This is a genomic window from Streptococcus sanguinis (assembly GCF_019928825.1).
In the GTDB taxonomy this organism is placed as follows: domain Bacteria; phylum Bacillota; class Bacilli; order Lactobacillales; family Streptococcaceae; genus Streptococcus; species Streptococcus sanguinis_L.
In genome coordinates, this window is sequence record NZ_JAHZOP010000003.1 from 310,692 (window position 1) to 326,931 (window position 16,240).

General features: G+C 41.3%; 16 protein-coding genes and 1 pseudogene. 6 read left to right on the plus strand and 11 right to left on the minus strand.

Going from position 1 to position 16,240, the window contains the following annotated elements:
• Nucleotides 1-204: 204 nt before the first annotated feature.
• The 4 genes from K1J09_RS07640 to K1J09_RS07655 form a co-directional block, all read right to left on the minus strand.
• Complete coding sequence (locus K1J09_RS07640; protein WP_002894087.1) at nt 205-696, minus strand: hypothetical protein; 492 nt, start codon at nt 694-696, stop codon at nt 205-207.
• Nucleotides 693-1,316, minus strand: a complete 624-nt coding sequence (locus K1J09_RS07645) for an ATP-binding cassette domain-containing protein (RefSeq protein ID WP_009660224.1) — start codon at nt 1,314-1,316, stop codon at nt 693-695. The genes K1J09_RS07640 and K1J09_RS07645 overlap by 4 nt, the downstream gene beginning before the upstream one ends.
• A complete protein-coding gene (locus K1J09_RS07650; protein ID WP_009660147.1) occupies nt 1,316-3,298 on the minus strand; it encodes an ABC transporter permease in 1,983 nt (660 codons plus the stop codon). Before K1J09_RS07650 ends, K1J09_RS07645 begins: the two co-directional genes overlap by 1 nt.
• Before the next feature lie 67 nt (nt 3,299-3,365).
• A complete protein-coding gene (locus K1J09_RS07655) occupies nt 3,366-3,632 on the minus strand; it encodes a hypothetical protein (protein ID WP_176693608.1) in 267 nt (88 codons plus the stop codon).
• A 346-nt stretch (nt 3,633-3,978) separates the two neighbouring features.
• Here K1J09_RS07655 and K1J09_RS07660 point away from each other — a divergent pair, with 346 nt between their 5' ends.
• Nucleotides 3,979-4,827, plus strand: coding sequence for a helix-turn-helix domain-containing protein (locus tag K1J09_RS07660; protein WP_223323742.1), 849 nt, complete (start codon nt 3,979-3,981; stop codon nt 4,825-4,827).
• Nucleotides 4,828-4,836: 9 nt separating this feature from the next.
• Here the strand turns inward: K1J09_RS07660 and K1J09_RS07665 are convergent.
• The 4 genes and pseudogenes from K1J09_RS07665 to ruvA all read right to left on the minus strand — a co-directional run.
• Nucleotides 4,837-4,944, minus strand: a pseudogene (locus K1J09_RS07665) (DNA-3-methyladenine glycosylase I); the annotation flags it as partial.
• A 127-nt stretch (nt 4,945-5,071) separates the two neighbouring features.
• Nucleotides 5,072-5,725 (minus strand): CPBP family glutamic-type intramembrane protease, encoded by a 654-nt coding sequence (locus K1J09_RS07670; RefSeq protein WP_009660214.1) that lies wholly within the window; start codon nt 5,723-5,725, stop codon nt 5,072-5,074.
• A 4-nt stretch (nt 5,726-5,729) separates the two neighbouring features.
• Nucleotides 5,730-6,284: a DNA-3-methyladenine glycosylase I gene (locus K1J09_RS07675; protein WP_124765035.1), complete on the minus strand. Its 555-nt coding sequence runs from the start codon at nt 6,282-6,284 to the stop codon at nt 5,730-5,732.
• A 9-nt stretch (nt 6,285-6,293) separates the two neighbouring features.
• Nucleotides 6,294-6,884 carry a Holliday junction branch migration protein RuvA gene (ruvA, locus tag K1J09_RS07680; protein ID WP_124765037.1) on the minus strand — a complete coding sequence of 197 codons (591 nt, stop codon included), beginning with the start codon at nt 6,882-6,884 and terminating at the stop codon, nt 6,294-6,296.
• A 168-nt stretch (nt 6,885-7,052) separates the two neighbouring features.
• Between ruvA and K1J09_RS07685 the strand changes: the two genes are divergently transcribed.
• Nucleotides 7,053-7,556 (plus strand): helix-turn-helix domain-containing protein, encoded by a 504-nt coding sequence (locus K1J09_RS07685; RefSeq protein WP_124765039.1) that lies wholly within the window; start codon nt 7,053-7,055, stop codon nt 7,554-7,556.
• On the plus strand, nt 7,540-8,061 hold the full coding sequence (locus K1J09_RS07690; protein ID WP_185681438.1) for an RDD family protein: 522 nt from the start codon (nt 7,540-7,542) through the stop codon (nt 8,059-8,061). The genes K1J09_RS07685 and K1J09_RS07690 overlap by 17 nt, the downstream gene beginning before the upstream one ends.
• A 35-nt stretch (nt 8,062-8,096) precedes the next feature.
• Here K1J09_RS07690 and mutL read toward each other — a convergent pair whose 3' ends face one another.
• Entirely contained in the window at nt 8,097-10,040 is a 1,944-nt protein-coding gene (mutL, locus tag K1J09_RS07695; protein WP_124765043.1) for a DNA mismatch repair endonuclease MutL, read from the minus strand.
• Nucleotides 10,041-10,224: 184 nt separating this feature from the next.
• On the opposite strand from mutL, the gene K1J09_RS07700 reads away from it, so the two are divergent.
• Both K1J09_RS07700 and K1J09_RS07705 read left to right on the plus strand, forming a co-directional pair.
• Complete coding sequence (locus K1J09_RS07700; RefSeq protein WP_124765045.1) at nt 10,225-10,665, plus strand: LytTR family DNA-binding domain-containing protein; 441 nt, start codon at nt 10,225-10,227, stop codon at nt 10,663-10,665.
• Nucleotides 10,662-11,132: a DUF3021 family protein gene (locus tag K1J09_RS07705; RefSeq protein WP_124765047.1), complete on the plus strand. Its 471-nt coding sequence runs from the start codon at nt 10,662-10,664 to the stop codon at nt 11,130-11,132. Before K1J09_RS07700 ends, K1J09_RS07705 begins: the two co-directional genes overlap by 4 nt.
• 45 nt (nt 11,133-11,177) lie before the next feature.
• Here K1J09_RS07705 and mutS read toward each other — a convergent pair whose 3' ends face one another.
• The gene (gene mutS / locus K1J09_RS07710; RefSeq protein WP_124765049.1) at nt 11,178-13,727 is read right to left on the minus strand and encodes a DNA mismatch repair protein MutS; all 2,550 of its coding nucleotides are present in this window, start codon (nt 13,725-13,727) and stop codon (nt 11,178-11,180) included.
• 78 nt (nt 13,728-13,805) lie between these two features.
• The gene (gene argR / locus K1J09_RS07715; protein ID WP_223323743.1) at nt 13,806-14,243 is read right to left on the minus strand and encodes an arginine repressor; all 438 of its coding nucleotides are present in this window, start codon (nt 14,241-14,243) and stop codon (nt 13,806-13,808) included.
• A gap of 300 nt (nt 14,244-14,543) precedes the next feature.
• On the opposite strand from argR, the gene argS reads away from it, so the two are divergent.
• Nucleotides 14,544-16,232, plus strand: coding sequence for an arginine--tRNA ligase (argS, locus tag K1J09_RS07720; protein WP_004185127.1), 1,689 nt, complete (start codon nt 14,544-14,546; stop codon nt 16,230-16,232).
• The last annotated feature ends 8 nt before the right edge of the window (nt 16,233-16,240 follow it).

Consider the following 16,240-nt stretch of genomic DNA (forward strand, 5'->3'; position numbering starts at 1 on the left):
AAATTCCTTGGATGTTAGAAAACCAAGGAATTTTTTCTATGAAACAAGGAATATAGTCGCACTATTATGAAAGAGAACAGACAAGCAAAGAAAAAAGAGGAAAGTAAAACTGCAGCTACCTTTGACAAATGAGCTGAATCAAGATTTGTATTTCAAAAATTTATTGGAACTTTTGTCTTTATGCGTTTGTCGTGTCATCATAAATTATTTTTTAAACGCTTCGTATAGTTTTTTATAGAACTCTTTCTTTTCTTTTTTTTGATTATTAAACTCTTTTTTGCCGTAATCAAAATTCGCTACTGAAAATCCCTTGCCATCATCAGAAAAAGTGAAGAATTCTATCCCAATCAATTTATTATTTTTAGCATCTACTACAGTAGTTCCTAAATTATTGTTAAATTGTTTAACTTCTTCTTCACTAACTCCAAATCCCATAGCAGTGCCATCTGCAATAATATTTGAAAACACTTCTTCTGAAGATGCTACTTCTTTGACAGATATTAGATAGACAGCATCTTCTGTTTCTACTTGCCTTACCTTATCCCATCTTTCGGTATCATTCGAAGAGATTGTATAGACTGTTAAATCCACCGAAGGTTTATTGGAATTTTCTTTTTTAATCACTTGTTTGCCAATTAAGACGATTGCGAGTATTCCAATGACTAGTAGCAAACTAATATAAATTTTCTTTTTCATGCCTGACTTCCTATATCTTTTATATCAATGATAACATCAACTTTACTATATACAGCTGGATCATGCGTTGCTATAATAACATAATTATCCTTGGTTGCTTCACTCAATAATAAGTTGATGATTTCATTCCCAATCTCACTATCCAAGGCTCCTGTAGGTTCATCCGCTAAAATAATTTTACGCGGTTTCATTAACATTCTTGCAATAGCTACACGCTGAGCCTGTCCCCCAGACAATTCATATATTTTATGTTTTAAATAGTCCCTAGAAAGGCCTACTTTTTCAAGTATCTCAGATATAATTTTTTTGTCTTTATTGAGGAGTTTTAAATTATCATATACTGTTTTGTTTTCTATCAAAGAATAATTTTGGAATACATACCCAATAGTATTTTTAAAATAGGTTCTTTCTTTTGTTTTCCAAATATCCTGTTTATCAACTAACACTTTTCCACTGTCAATTTTTTCTAGCCTTCCTATAATGTTTAGCAAGGTAGTTTTACCTGAACCCGAACCGCCAATCAAGGCGTAGCTCTTTCCAGCTTCAAAGGTTAAATTTAAATCTGTAAATATTTCTTTTGAGCCATATTTTTTTGTAACATTCACAATTTCAATTGTCATTAGTCATCCCCTTTTAGAATTTGAGTGTATCTATCAGATAATTTTCTGAAACTTATTATCATTGACATCATTAAAACCGTTAAAGAAGCAAGACCAATATACAATAACTCTATTTGTCCTGTCATGATAAATGTCAATAAGATAACCATTATAATCGTTATCATAAAATATTTTAGACTTGAAATGGCCATACCTGTTTTCGATAGGCCTAAAATGATTTTTTTGACATAGTCATTCTGTTTTAAGGCAACAAACATTTGAGCATATTGATAAATGAGTAGAAATACAATTCCACAAATAATTATTTGCAGTATTTTTGAAAGGAGAATTTGGTGCTCTAAAGATTGAATATTAAGTTTCACAGTTTGGTAAACCTCGACTGGATTGATTGAAAAATTCAAACTAGCACTCAAATCGTTGATGTCCTTAATTGCTTCTGGACTAAAAAGTGAGTTATATATGATATTGCTTGCCAAAATAAAATCGTTAGTTTCTACCATTTTATCAGTATCTAATATAACCACTATATTACTCTTACTATTTGTCACACTTTCCAAAGGTAGATTATCTTTATTTTCAGGGACACTACTGCCATTTTCATTGAAATAGAAAAATTCTTGCCCATCAGGAATGACTTGCACCGTAAGATCATCTTTTGTATAGTTTGTACCAGTAAATTGTTCTGCTACAACCGTATTCTCGATTGATGCCTTATTCTCTTTAAATTTATTAGGAATATAGATGGTTGCTATTTTATTATCTAAAATACGATAGTTTGTTCCATTAACTTTATTTTGTACCTTAGCACCTGTTTGATTGATATAAACCAGCTCTTTATTAACCTCTGGATTCGTTATCCCATCACTTTTTAATTGCTTAGAAAAATCTTCTGTAACATGAGAAGTTTTCATAAAATCTGGAACATAGGCTGAAGATGATTTGATATATATAAAATCCAGTTTTTTTAAGGCTTTAGCAATCTCTATATACTTAGCTCCTGAGTCATTTGCTTCTTCTCCATTAGTAACAGATTCATTTTCAATACCCAAAAACTCTAGTCTTTTCCAATCTTTTACTGCACTCCATGGTTCTAAATGCTTTATCTGTATATTTATCTTTGATTGACTAGCCTTTGTTTCCCGTAAAAAGACTCCTGAAACAACTATTATGCTAGAAATAACCGCAAGCCATACGATAAAAATGAGGCTGTTTTTGGCCTTATTTTTTATAATTTCAATAGGCTTTTCAACCTGAATCGTCAGCCAAAATAAAACAAAGGTGATGAGATCAATGATTTGAAAAATTATAAAATTGGTTAGAAGTAGAGAGAAGAATAACTTGGAACTATAGGTGAAGAGACCACTCCCCAGAAAAGAGCCATAGAAAACCATCAATAAAGCAACTAAAATCAGCTCAAAAGTAACAGAAATTAAATAATCCTTTTTTAGGTTATACACAGGCAATCCTAAAGAACGTCTTATCATCCCTTCTTTAATCTTTCTCGCTCTAACAACAAATAAAACAACTAATAAGGTTAAGTAAATTGAAATCATTAACAAAAATCTTAAAGAGCCAGTAAATTGTATCATTCCTCCCATATACCAAGGGTAAGCCATATATACTACTTGCAGACCTGTAGACGTAAGTTTTTTTAAACCATTTGAATCTATTTCCCCTAGAGTATAGTACATCCCTGTTATCGGTATAGACTTTAATTGTTCATGGCTGGCATCATCAAGATTTATATAAGTCAACTGTCCTGAATTCTGAACCACCGGCTTGTATATTTTAACTTTTTTCTCTTCTGATAGGCCACTAATCATTTGATATATTTCTTCATTAGAAAGATTGCTTTTCCCTTGAATGGAGAAGGCACCATCAATTGGTAAAGGTATTGGTTTTTGAGTATCACTAATACTAACCAGACCAATGGCAGCAATTAAGCAAAAAAAGAGTCCTATAACACCTAATTTTAATTTCATAAGCTCCTACCTATATTATAAAAGACCCTATAATATTATTGGTTCTTCCAACTTTCATAAACTATTGTTAAAATTTAAAGTAGTTCCAATGTGCATTTAATCGAACATCATTCCAACTTTTTGTTGAACTTGACATTGCCCATCCATATTTTTGAGAATCAGATGACTTAACAGTTCCCCAAAGATTAGTTATCGAAGATTTTGAACCAATATTATTCGGAGATTTAACATAGTAATTAGAATAACCATAGTTATCATTCACACCATAATTCCATTCATCAATAATCGGATATGGGGCTGGATATGCTACTTCTGCACTAACGATACTAGTCATAGTAGTTAGCCCAAAACCTAAAGAAACTGTAGCTAATAAAGCTAATGTTTTATTTTTAATTCTTAAATTTTATAGATTCTAATTTTTAAATATATATATATTTAATCTTTGCCTACTTTTTTGAAATATTTAGAACATTGAACTCACTCCACTTCTATCCTATCCACCTTATCTCCACGGCCACCACCATGGGAGTGCATTTACAAGCATTATTAGCGTCATTGCCAATAAAATAGAATTGTATTTCACTTTCTTCATTTTTGCCCTCCTTTTTATTTCATGATATACTATTTTAAAATATTTTTTCAAAATGTAGCTTTTAGTAACATTTTAAAAAGGAGTTCTTATGCGCTGGGATTATGGAAAAATCTATAAAAAAATTAGGAAATCAAAAGGGTTGACTCAAGAAGAAATTTGTGGAGATTTTTTAGCTCGCTCAACTTTGGCACGAATTGAAAGCGGGCAAGTCGTGCCAAAGTTCGATACCATGATTTTTTTACTTCGCCAGATAGATATGACACTAGAAGAATTTAAATATATTTGTGATTATTATCAACCTAGTCAACGGCAGAAAATTTTAAATTCTCTGTATAACCAAGGTGAGTCTATTGTAGGGACGAAAAGCTTGTTACAATTGAAGAGAGAATGCGAGGCATATCTATATAAACATTCCGATATTCCGATTAAACATGCTTTAGATAGCATCAATATTACTATTCATCTGAGACAAAATGGAATTTCTGAGACAAAAGAAATTAATGCTACTACCAATAAAATTTGGGCGTATTTAGAAAAACAGGACACTTGGTATGAAAGTGATTTTCGACTGCTTTCTACCATCCTTTATTTCTTCCCTTTAGAAAATATCAAACAATTTACCCAAAAGATTTTAAATAGCATAAAAAAATACCAATCATTTCGCAATGGGAATAATCTACAAATCGGACTCTTAGTCAACCTTTCTACCATCTATCTTTATAATGGATTAAAGAGAGAATGCGCTGAAATTACTAAATACATTTACGATTTGTCAAAAAAAGAAAAACATTATGATTCCCTCGGGCTTTCACAGATTCGACTTGGAATTTGCAAAAATGATAACGAATTAATAAAAAAAGGGATTGCTCTACTACAACTTGCCGATGAAAAAGAGCTAGTAAAATCTCTAAAAGAAGAAATTGAAAAATACCGTTGAGAATCTTTCTCAAACGGTATTTTTATGTAAATTGAAGTCACAATCCTTTTCATGATCATTGATAAGGCCAGCTGCTTCTAGGAATGAATAGACACAAACAGGACCGACAAATTGAAATCTTTGACAAGGTGTCAAAATACTTTTATAGTCTCTTATTAAACAAAAGGAATCACTATTTTAAATGATTTACATGCTCCCTACTCTCTAAAGATAAATTAGCTGATTATACATTACTTTCATCTTTCTATCTTAAAATAAATGAAATAATAAAAGCAATAATATTGTTGCAGCAATGAAGGGCAATTGGATACCAGATATTCTTGTCCTTTCTCAGATACAGGAGCGAGAGAAGAAGACCTCCGGCAATATAGGAAATAGCTGTCACCCACTCTGATAAGTCCCAGCTGTGCATATGAAGGGTGGCAAATAGAAAGGTTGTTAAGACAATACCGAGCCCGTCAGAGAATTTTGCCAAGAAAGTGCCTAGGAAAAAGCGACGGAAGAAAAACTCTTCAACGATTGGCCCGATAAAGCAACCGATAACCAAGATTAGAAAGGGATTTTTCAACAAGGCACCTTGAATACTGGCATCATTCTGCCCCTGTAGGGGCAGTCCTAGTACCTGTTTAATGACACCCGAAAGCAGGTTGCAGGCAATGGACAGGAGGAAAACAAAGAACATATACAAGGAGATCGTTTTTAGAAATTCCTTCTTTTTAGTCAGAATCAAGGCCAGCTGCTCCTTTAATTCTTCACGATAAGCTAAGATTCCCAAGATAAATAAAAGGAAATAAACTGGGTAAATCAACCAATTTATCCCAATCAACTGCAAGCCTCTAGCTAGGAATAAGATCGTATAGAGGGTGATAAAAATAAGGAGAAATTTTCTTGTTTTCATTGTTCTACTTCCAATCACAATCATTTTCATGGTCATTGATAAGGCCAGCTGCTTCTAGGAATGAATAGACACAAACAGGACCGACAAATTTGAAACCTTGCTTTTTCAGCGCCTTGGACATAGTTTCTGACAGCTCTGTCTTAGTCGGTGCTTCCTTGTAGTTCGTAATTTGATTGTCAATCGTTTTGAAATCCACAAAAGACCAGATATAGTCATTAAAAGAGCCAAACTGCTTTTGAACAGCCAAAAAAGCTTGGGCATTAGCCCTAGTTGCATAAATCTTCATCTTGTTACGGATAATATCAGGATTGCCTAACAAACCATCCAGATCTGCATCCGTCATCTGGGCAATTTTCTGGGCGTCATAGAAATGAAAAGCTTCCCGAAAAGCCTGGCGTTTATTCAGAATGGTCTCCCAAGAAAGTCCGGCCTGATAGGTCTCCATGCAAAGCAATTCAAATAATTTCTGATCATCATGGAGGGGCTTGCCCCACTCCTCATCATGATAGGCCACATACAAGGGGTTGTTCATTTTTACCCAGCCGCAGCGTTTGGTCATAGCTTTCTCCTATTTCACCAACATCTTGAGGGCTGACTTGATATAGTTTTCAGCTGTATCCGTCGTTCCTTCAAAGAATTTCTTTATTTTCTTAAGCTCAGCAGCCTTATAGCCTAGTGCCAGCATGGCTTCCATGGCTTCTTCCAGCTCCTGATTATCTCCATTCTGGACGGGCGCCTTGCTTTCTGTCGGACCATCCGTCGCCACTACCTTTCCCTCCAAGTCTAGCACCATCTGCTGAGCTGTCTTCTTACCAATTTTAGGAAACTTGGTCAGGTAGGTGATGTTTTTCTGCTCAATGGCTTGCACTAAGCCAGCATTATCATCCGCCGCAATAATAGCCAGAGCAGACACTGGGCCAATACCTGAGACTGAAATCAAGCTGAGAAAGAGTTGCTTCTCCTCCTCAGTCGCAAAGCCGTAAAGGAGCTCCGCGTCTTCTCTCACCACTTGGTGGACATAGACCTTGGCTTCCTGATGAAGATGCCCTGAGTAAGCATAGGGGTTGGCCACATGAAGAATATAGCCGATAGAGTTGACTTCCAACACAATGTATTTGGCTGTAATTTTACTGATGATTCCTTTAAAATATTCGTACATAATCTTCCTTCTTCTGTATCATTTTGCCTATCTAGTATATCATATTTTCTGCTTGGAAACTGCAAACAGAAGTGCAACCGGTAGTTGACAAAATGTACAGGAAGCTGTATTCTCAAGATAACTAAAAGCTGTTAGGATAGAGTTAGCAAAGAAAAGGAGGCTGCAATCATGAAACTCGCTGATAAATTATTTGAACTAAGAAAAGAAAAAGGCTGGTCACAAGAAAAGCTAGCTGAACAAATCAATGTCTCTCGCCAGAGCATTTCCAAGTGGGAGTCTGGCCAAGCACTGCCAGAACTCGAAAAAGTTGTAGAGCTGAGCAAGATTTTCCAGGTGACGACAGATTATCTGCTTTTAGAAGACAGCGATAAGCCGGAAATAAAACCCATCCTCTCAGAAGACGAAAAAGATCGCTACTATAAGGAAGTGAAATCTTATGGCTTCTGGCAGGTTCTATATATTTTTGTATCAGCTCTGGCTATCTTTCTCTTTTTCGCAGGTTCTAGCTTTCCAGCAAAATTCACTGCCCTGGTCTGGTTGAGCTTTTTCCTCTTAATCGCATCAGCAATGGCTATTAACAAGGCACTAAAGATTAAGAAAAAGTATCTGGACAAGGTTATAGGCCTTGATGATTCTAAGAAAGAAGGTGCTAAAGATGAAACTAAAAACTGACAATCCCATACCTGTCAAAACGCGTCTGAAAGAACTCTTTGGCGACTGGCTCTTCATCTCAGGCTACCTCATTGCTCTTTTTTTACTAGCTATGGGCTTTTATAATCTGGTTCTAAAAGGCATTCCTGCATTCACTGAAGCCCAGAGCCAGCTTCTGGCTTTTTCTACCTCTGTTCTTCCTCTAACTATTATCTTTGCTTGGCTAGACTATAGAAAAGGCAGTTTCGGAAAACGTTGGGCAGGTTTACAGTTGGTTTACAAACATAGGAGCCTTTCCCACAGCATTTTGCGCTCTGCTATCAAATTTTTTCCTTGGCAGCTGGGACATATGGGAGCTATCCGTAGTGCTTATCAAGCAGATACCCTGTCAATTTTCTTGTCAACTTCAGCAGGGATTCTCTTCTTGACCTTTTTGCTGATGGGACTGCTTCGCAAGGACAAACGCCATCCAGCTGATTTGCTTACTGGAACACAGGTTCAGCTCAAAAATTTAAAACAGCTCTAGTTCTATAACTAGGGCTGTTTGATTTTCTATAAGGTTTAGTATTTCCCCAACTCCCGCAGGCTAGTATGATTTTCCTGAATGCGACGGAACATTTTTTCCATATCCGACTTGGTAAAGTTGACCAAGACCGGCCGGCCGTGTGGGCAGTTATAAGGATTATCACACTGGGATAGCTGAAAGAGCAAATCACGCGCAGAGTAGTCATCCAGACTGTGATTGGCCTTGATGGAGCGTTTGCAGCTCATCATAATGGCCAGCTCTGCTCGATATTTCTTGATAGAAACTTCCTTGGTCAAGAGAAGCATGTCACACATCTCATAGATGCCAGCTTCAATCTCCTCTTCCTTGAACCAAATCGGATGCTCACGGAGAATAAACTGGTTGGCTCCGTACTCTTCTAAAAAGATGCCAGCATCTTCTAACAGCTCCATCCGCTGCTTGATTCGCAGCATATCGTCCGCTGGAAATTCAAAGATATAGGGCACTAAGAGCTGCTGCTGGCTATTGTCCACATCCCCAATCTTCTCCCGATAATACTCATACTTGACCCGCTCTTGAGCAGCATGTTGGTCAATAATGTAAAGACCGCCCTTGCCTTGAGCAAAGAGATAGGTACCATGCATCTGACCGAAATATTCTAACTCTGGGAAGCTTGACTTCTCTTCCTGTTCCAACTTATCCACAGCCTGCTCCAGGCTAGCCTGGTCTAGCTCTGGATGGTCTAGTTGGTCATAGCTGGCCGGCTTTCTCTCTGCAAATTTGACCGAAGTCGGTTGCGGTTCCGATTTTTCATCTGTCGCTTCATGAACAGGTTCTGATGACTCTTCAAAGGATAACTGCTGCTCGGCCACCTGTGGCTTGAGGAAAAAGTCATTCTGCTCCTTATCGTAGTAGAGGCGATTTTCTTTAAGGGGAAGACTGGTCTGTTCAGGCTTATTGGCACGCTTAACAGTTGATTTGGCTAGATTTTCCAAAGCATCCGGGATAAGATCCTGCTCCTTGAGACTGGTCGCAATGGCTTGCGAAATCAAGGCCATGAGTTCCCGCTCTTTAGAAATCCGCACCTCTTGCTTGGTCGGATGGACATTGACATCGGCTAGATAGGGATCAATCTGAATATTGATGACCGCGAGTGGGAAGCGACCTACCATCAGCTTACTGCCGTAGCCGTCCAAAATAGCACGATTAAGCAGGAAATTCTTAATGTAGCGGCCGTTGATGAGAATCGTAATATAATTCCGATTCGCACGAGTCAACTCAGGCAGACTGACATAGCCGCTCACTTCAAAGTCCAAATCTGAAACAGAGATTTCCACCATTTTCTTGGCTGTTGCCAGACCATAGATGCCTGCAATAGCCTGACGCAGATTGCCACTGCCGGCAGTCCGTGTCATTTCTCGGCCGTCGCTGATAAGGGTGAAAGCCACTTCCGGACGGGCCAGACTAAGCCGATTAATCACATCAACGATATGGGACAGCTCAGCCTGCTGGCTCTTCATATACTTGAGCCGGGCTGGAGTATTAAAGAAGAGATCTTCTATCTTGATTTTCGTTCCCACCGGACTGCTGGTAGGTTCGTGCTCTTCTATCTCGCCACCCTGCGCAACCAGCAGAGTCCCGTGCTGGCCGGCTTCCGTCGCTGTCTCAATGGTAAAACGAGAGACAGAAGCAATGGACGGAATGGCCTCGCCACGGAAACCCAGTGTCCGAATCCGAAAGAGATCTGCCTGTTTCTTGATTTTGCTGGTAGCATGACGTCGAAGAGCCAGAGGGACATCTTCGTGATCTATGCCTTCACCATTATCTGTCACCTGGATAGTCTTGAGTCCGGCCTCCTCAATTTCGATGGTAATTTGGCTTGCACCCGCATCAATTGAATTTTCCACCAGCTCCTTGACCACGCTGCTAGGCCGCTCAATGACTTCACCGGCCGCAATCTGATTGGCCAGAATTTCTGGAAGTTCGATAATTTTTGACATCATTTTCTCCGTATTTGTTCTGCTATCTATTATAACACATTGGGCTTTTTCTATCAGAGGGCAGCATTTTCTTGACCATTCTGTCCGCCAGCCAAACCATATAGACACAAATAGCTGCCACATAGGCAAAAGGGCTTGTTTTCTTTGCCTGGTTGCGGTTTAATAAAGGTGAAAGGAGGAAGTTATGAAAATTAAGCTAAGAATCGATTCTCAAATTACCGAAGACTCCGTTAGCATTGAGGCTCGCCTCATGACAGAAAGCATTCAGGAATTGGTCCACTTTGCTCAACATCTAGGCAAAGAGGACAAGATTCATGTCAAGAAAGAGGAGCAAATCTATCTGCTGGATGCTAAAGAAATCCACCGAATCTATACAGAAAATCGTCAGGTTCGGGTCCGAACAGCAAAAGACAGCTATCGTGCTCAACAAGCTCTTTATCAATTGCTGCAGGTCCTACCGGACTATTTCCTACAGATTTCTCAGTCGGAGATTATCAACAGCCGACAAATCAGCCATCTCAAGCTGACTCCAAATGGTCTGATTCAAATATTTCTGAAAAACGGCGATCAGACATACTCGTCCCGCCGTTATCTCAAATCTATCAAAGAAAGGTTGCAATTATGAAAACTCGTCTTAAAGAACTCTTTTTCGGAGGGATTGGAGGGATTTTCATCGGTCTCTTCTTCTCCATGATTGTTTCTTATTTTTACAATCCAGCTTATCTACCGCTGCACCCTCGCTCTCCTATCGGCCACTTCTTTTTGAGCCAACATGTCCATGTTTCCCTCATCATGCTCTACTGCATGCTTGTCTGGTTTATCATGGGAGCTGTTTTCAGATGGAGTGGAAGCTTCTTCCAAAGAGACTGGAGCATCGTGCGCTCCATCGTCAGTCACTATGGTGTGATGATTCTGACCTTTGCACTTTTAGCTAATCTAGCTGGATTTTTCCCAAAAGAAAAAATACTTAGCCTGACACTGACTGCCGTCGGGGAATTCACTCTCATTTATCTGATTATTTCAGGAATCATCTATTACCACACCTACCGTAACATTCAAAAGATCAATAGCGGTTTGTCTAGCAAATCGTGAGAAATAAAAAGAGCAGACTTGAAGCATTAACAAGTCTATTCTTTTTTACAACTTCTTCTTGAGCTCGGCCACTGCTGCCATGACTTCCAGGGGAGTCATATTGTAGATGTCCAAGTCTCGGAGTTCAGTCAGGACCGGATTTTCCGGCCCTTCTGCAAAAAGAGACATCTGCTCCGCCACTTGTGACCGTTTTTGTCTAGATTCAGCAGGAAGCTCTGAGCCTAGTCCTGTATCCTGACTCTCCAAATGACTCAAAATGCTATCCGCCCGCTCCAGTAATTTCTCAGGAAGACCGGCAATTTTCGCCACGTGAATCCCGTAGGACTTGTCAGCCGGACCCGGCTCAATCTTATGCAGGAAAGTCACCTGCCCATCCTTTTCCAAGGTTGCCACATGGACATTTTCCAAATGCTCCAAGCTGTCCTCTAAGGTTGTCAGCTCGTGATAGTGGGTGGCAAAGAGGGTTTTGGCCCCAGTATAGTGATGAATGTGCTCGATAATAGCCTGAGCCAGCGCCATCCCATCATAAGTCGCCGTTCCACGCCCCAGCTCATCAAAGAGAATGAGCGAACGCTCGCTAGCCTGCCGAATGGCCCGATTGGCCTCCATCATCTCCACCATAAAGGTGGACTGGCCGGACACCAGATCATCCGCTGCGCCGATGCGAGTGAAAATCGCATCGAATAGCGGCAGACTGGCAGACTGAGCAGGCACATAAGATCCCATCTGTGCCATAATGACGATGATAGCCAGCTGGCGCATATAGGTCGATTTCCCGCTCATATTCGGCCCGGTAATCAGCTGGATGTCCGTTTCCTGGTCCAGCAGAATACTATTTGGAATGTAACTTTGGGCTCCCATGACCTTTTCCACAACGGCATGCCGGCCTTTTTCAATCTGCAGACGGCGCTCTGCAGTAAAGACGGGGCGCACCAAATGTAGTTGTTCTGCCACCGCAGCAAAGCTCTGCAGGACATCTACAGCTGCCAGCGTTTGTGCCAAGGCCTGCAAGCGCTGGATGTATTTGCCAGCTTCCTCGCGAATCCGCATGAAAATCTCGTATTCCAGATTAGCAGATTTTTCACGCGCCTCCAACATCTCTCCCTCAATCCGAGCCAGCTCCTCCGTTCCGAAACGCTCCGAATTTTTCAGGGTCGCCTTGCGGAAGAAATGACTAGGCACATGAGCCAGTTGGGAATTAGTCACGTGGAAATAGTAACCATCTTTTTTGTTGTAATCGATCTTCAGATTGCTGATGCCGCTGTTAGCACGTTCTTTAAATTCCAGCTCTGCAATCCATCCGGTTCCCTCCCTCAGCACAAGCCGATACTGATCCAAGGTCTCATCAAAACCGGTCCGAATGATATTGCCCTCGGTGATGATATGGGGAGCATCCGGGGAAATAGCCGAGCTAATCAAGCCCGCCAACTCTGAAATAGGATCCAATCCCTCAATCAAACGAGCTAGATGCGGGCTGCCAATTCCTTGCAGGATAGCCTTAATCTGAGGCACATTGCCCAGGGTAGCTGCCAGCTGCAGCAGATCCTTGGGATTGGTCTTGCCAAAAGACACTCGACTGGCCAACCGCTCGATATCATAGACTCCCTTGAGGCTTTCTGTCAAATCACTTCGCTCAAAGAAATGATCCAGAAAAACCTCGACGACATTCTGCCGCTGGATGATTCGCGCTTCATCAATCAGCGGACGCTGGATCCAAGAGCGCAGCATGCGGCCTCCCATGGCCGTCTTCGTCTCGTCCATCAGCCAATAAAGACTGCCGTGCTTCTTGCCCGAGCGAGCATTTTCTGTCAAATCCAGACTCGCCTTGGTGGCATAGTCCATTTGCAGGAAGTCCTTGATTTCATAATGCTGAGCCTTCTTTAAATGGCTGAGCTCCCTCATCTGGGTCCGGTGCACATACTCCAGCAATTTCCCCGCAGCCTGACGTTCCATAGGAGACAGCTCCTCGCCCAACAGCTGAACATCATCCAAGGCTGTCTGTACATAGGACAGCAAAAGGTTCATCTGCCCAGCCAAGACCTGCTCCTCAGCTTCTGGCAAGGCATAGCCCAGCACCACTTCCCTAGCCTTCAAATTGCGGATTTCCCCGCAGACCAAGGCAAAGTCCTCTAAACTAGTCACCTGAAACTCACCGGTCACCAAGTCCATATAAGCCAGACCATAGAGGCTATCCGAGTAATCCAGAGCCACCAGAAAGTTATTAGCAGAGTCCGGCTTACTGGAGTCTACCACCGTCCCCGGTGTGATAACCTGAACGACCTCCCGCTTAACAACGCCCTTGGCTTCCTTGGGATCTTCCATCTGCTCCGCAATCGCTACCTTATAGCCTGACTCGACCAAAACATCAATATACTGCTGTGCCGAATGATAGGGAACTCCAGCCATGGGAATGGGGTTTTCAGCATTTTTATTGCGGCTGGTGAGAGAAATCTCTAAAATCTGGGCGGCATTGACCGCATCATCATAAAACAACTCATAGAAATCCCCCATCCGAAAGAGCAAGAAAGCATCTGGATAGTCCTTTTTGATATCCAAATACTGCTGCATGCCTGGCGATAACTTTTCTACTGCCATCTCTATCCTTTCTAAAAACAAACGAGGTCAGGACATCCGTCTCAAACCTCTCCATTTTTCCTGAAAAAACTGTGACTCTTACATCACTTCCTGTATTTGCTCCTCAATCTCCTGAGCCGCTGCCTGATCCCGGCAAACTACTAAAAGAGTATTGGCACCCGCAACGGTTCCCAGAATGCGGCTATCGAACGAGCTATCCACGACATTGGCCAGCACTGTTGCCTCTCCCAGGCCCGTACGAAGAACTAGACTAAACTCGGCTCTGGCTACACTCTCCACATGCTTGGCTAAAAACTCTATCAAATCAATCTCTTCAGTCTCATGCGCCAAAACATAATAAGTCAGCCCCTTCTTCTTAACCTTGGTCAGGCCAATTTCACGGAGGTCACGCGACAGGGTAGTCTGCGTTACATAAATCCCTTGCGCCTCCAGACGATCCTGAATCTCCTTTTGCGTTCCTAGCTTTTCTTCCTTAATCATCGTTTTGACTAACTGATGACGGTCATTCTTTCTCATTTTTACCTCATTATTGAATAATTAGAAGCTGCATTCATGAAGGACACTTCAACGGACAAAAGACTGCTTCTCCATCAATCTAGGCAAAGATTTGCAGGAATACTGAGAATAAACAAAAAACTTTAACGAAGAGTGACAGGGAAGGAAGCATTCAGACGGAAAGCCCATCTATAAATACAGGTTCTTATCCCTCTTATTATATCAGAAAAATTCCTATTAGCCCAAAAATTATTCCCAAAAAAATTGAAGATTCCTTGAAAAATGTGATAAAATAATAACAAAAGACACAAAGGAGCAAATATGGATAACAAACAGTTGATTGCCGGCGAATTGGCCAAGGTTATTGACAGCCTTGATCAAGACGCTATTTTAAATTTATTGGAGCAGCCAAAGAGCTCTGAACTTGGTGATATCGCCTTCCCAGCCTTTTCTCTGGCAAAGACTGAGCGCAAAGCTCCTCAAATCATCGCTGCTGATATCGCTGAAAAGATTGATACAGCGCATTTTGATAAAGTCGTTGCGACTGGTCCTTATGTCAACTTTTTCCTCAGCAAGGCTGAAATTTCTGGCCAAGTCATCAAAGAAGTCATCAAAGATGGAGCTGACTATGGCCAGCAAAACGAAGGAAATAATCAGAATATCACCATTGATCTATCAAGCCCAAACATTGCCAAGCCTTTCTCAGTCGGCCACTTGCGCTCTACTGTTATCGGTGATGCTCTTTCCAACATCTTCCGCAAGATTGGCTACAACACCATCAAAATCAACCACTTGGGAGACTGGGGCAAACAGTTTGGCCTCTTGATGGTAGCTTATAAGAAGTGGGGAAGCCAGGAAGCTGTTGAAGCTAACCCTATTGACGAGCTCCTCAAACTCTACGTGCGTATCAATGCCGAGATTGAAAACGACCCATCTCTGGATGAAGAAGGCCGCCTTTGGTTCAAGAAGCTGGAAGATGGCGACCCAGAAGCAACTGAGCTCTGGCAATGGTTCCGAGACGAAAGTCTGACAGAATTCAACCGTATCTACGAACTCCTAGGTGTCGAATTTGACAGTCTAAATGGTGAAGCCTTCTACAATGACAAGATGGACGAAGGGATTCAAATCCTCGAAGAAAAAGGGCTTTTACAGGAATCAAAAGGAGCTAGCATTGTAGACTTGGAAGACTTTAACCTTCCGCCTGCTATGATTAAAAAATCAGACGGTGCTACCCTCTACATCACACGTGATATCGCAACAGCCATCTACCGGGCTCGCACCTACAACTTTGTCAAAAATGTCTATGTTGTAGGCCAAGAGCAGGCCAACCACTTCAGACAGCTCAAGGCCGTTCTGAAAAAGATGGGCTTTGACTGGAGCGATGACATGATTCACGTTGACTTCGGACTGGTGACAAAGAACCGGCAAAAATTGTCCACACGTAAAGGAAATATCATCCTCCTCGAACCAACTCTGCTGGAAGCTATCAGCCGGGCAAAAAGTCAGATTGAAGCTAAAAACCCAGATTTGGAAAACAAGGAAGCTGTTGCTCGTGCAGTTGGGGTCGGAGCAGTTAAGTTCTACGACCTCAAAACCGACCGTCGCAATGGTTACGACTTTGATTTGGAAGCTATGGTTTCTTTCGAGGGAGAAACAGGTCCTTACATCCAGTATGCTTATGCTCGTATCCAGTCTATCCTGCGCAAGGCTAACTTCCAGCCAGATGCAGAGGCTACATACAGCCTGAACGATCCAGAAAGCTGGGAAATTATCAAGCTGCTCCAAGACTTCGGTCGCGTTGTCAAGCGTGCTGCTGATAACTATGAACCATCCCTGATTGCCAAATACGCTATCAGCCTGGCTCAAGCCTTTAACAAATACTATGCGCACACTCGGATTCTGGATGAAAGCCCTGAGCGCGACAGCCGTCTGGCTCTCAGCTACTCAACAGCTGTTGTCCTCAAAGAAGCTCTGCGTTTGCTGGGAGTAGAAGCGCCAGAAAAGATGTAAGCTTAATT

Coding starts and splice junctions, on each gene's coding strand:
- argS (WP_004185127.1), top strand. CDS start 14,544: ATGGATAACAAACAGTTGATTGCCGGCGAATTGGCCAAGGTTATTGAC.
- K1J09_RS07645 (WP_009660224.1), bottom strand. CDS start 1,316: ATGACAATTGAAATTGTGAATGTTACAAAAAAATATGGCTCAAAAGAA.
- K1J09_RS07660 (WP_223323742.1), top strand. CDS start 3,979: ATGCGCTGGGATTATGGAAAAATCTATAAAAAAATTAGGAAATCAAAA.
- K1J09_RS07675 (WP_124765035.1), bottom strand. CDS start 6,284: ATGACCAAACGCTGCGGCTGGGTAAAAATGAACAACCCCTTGTATGTG.
- K1J09_RS07705 (WP_124765047.1), top strand. CDS start 10,662: ATGAAAACTCGTCTTAAAGAACTCTTTTTCGGAGGGATTGGAGGGATT.
- mutS (WP_124765049.1), bottom strand. CDS start 13,727: ATGGCAGTAGAAAAGTTATCGCCAGGCATGCAGCAGTATTTGGATATC.
- K1J09_RS07655 (WP_176693608.1), bottom strand. CDS start 3,632: ATGACTAGTATCGTTAGTGCAGAAGTAGCATATCCAGCCCCATATCCG.
- ruvA (WP_124765037.1), bottom strand. CDS start 6,884: ATGTACGAATATTTTAAAGGAATCATCAGTAAAATTACAGCCAAATAC.
- K1J09_RS07650 (WP_009660147.1), bottom strand. CDS start 3,298: ATGAAATTAAAATTAGGTGTTATAGGACTCTTTTTTTGCTTAATTGCT.
- K1J09_RS07690 (WP_185681438.1), top strand. CDS start 7,540: ATGAAACTAAAAACTGACAATCCCATACCTGTCAAAACGCGTCTGAAA.
- mutL (WP_124765043.1), bottom strand. CDS start 10,040: ATGTCAAAAATTATCGAACTTCCAGAAATTCTGGCCAATCAGATTGCG.
- argR (WP_223323743.1), bottom strand. CDS start 14,243: ATGAGAAAGAATGACCGTCATCAGTTAGTCAAAACGATGATTAAGGAA.
- K1J09_RS07640 (WP_002894087.1), bottom strand. CDS start 696: ATGAAAAAGAAAATTTATATTAGTTTGCTACTAGTCATTGGAATACTC.
- K1J09_RS07685 (WP_124765039.1), top strand. CDS start 7,053: ATGAAACTCGCTGATAAATTATTTGAACTAAGAAAAGAAAAAGGCTGG.
- K1J09_RS07700 (WP_124765045.1), top strand. CDS start 10,225: ATGAAAATTAAGCTAAGAATCGATTCTCAAATTACCGAAGACTCCGTT.
- K1J09_RS07670 (WP_009660214.1), bottom strand. CDS start 5,725: ATGAAAACAAGAAAATTTCTCCTTATTTTTATCACCCTCTATACGATC.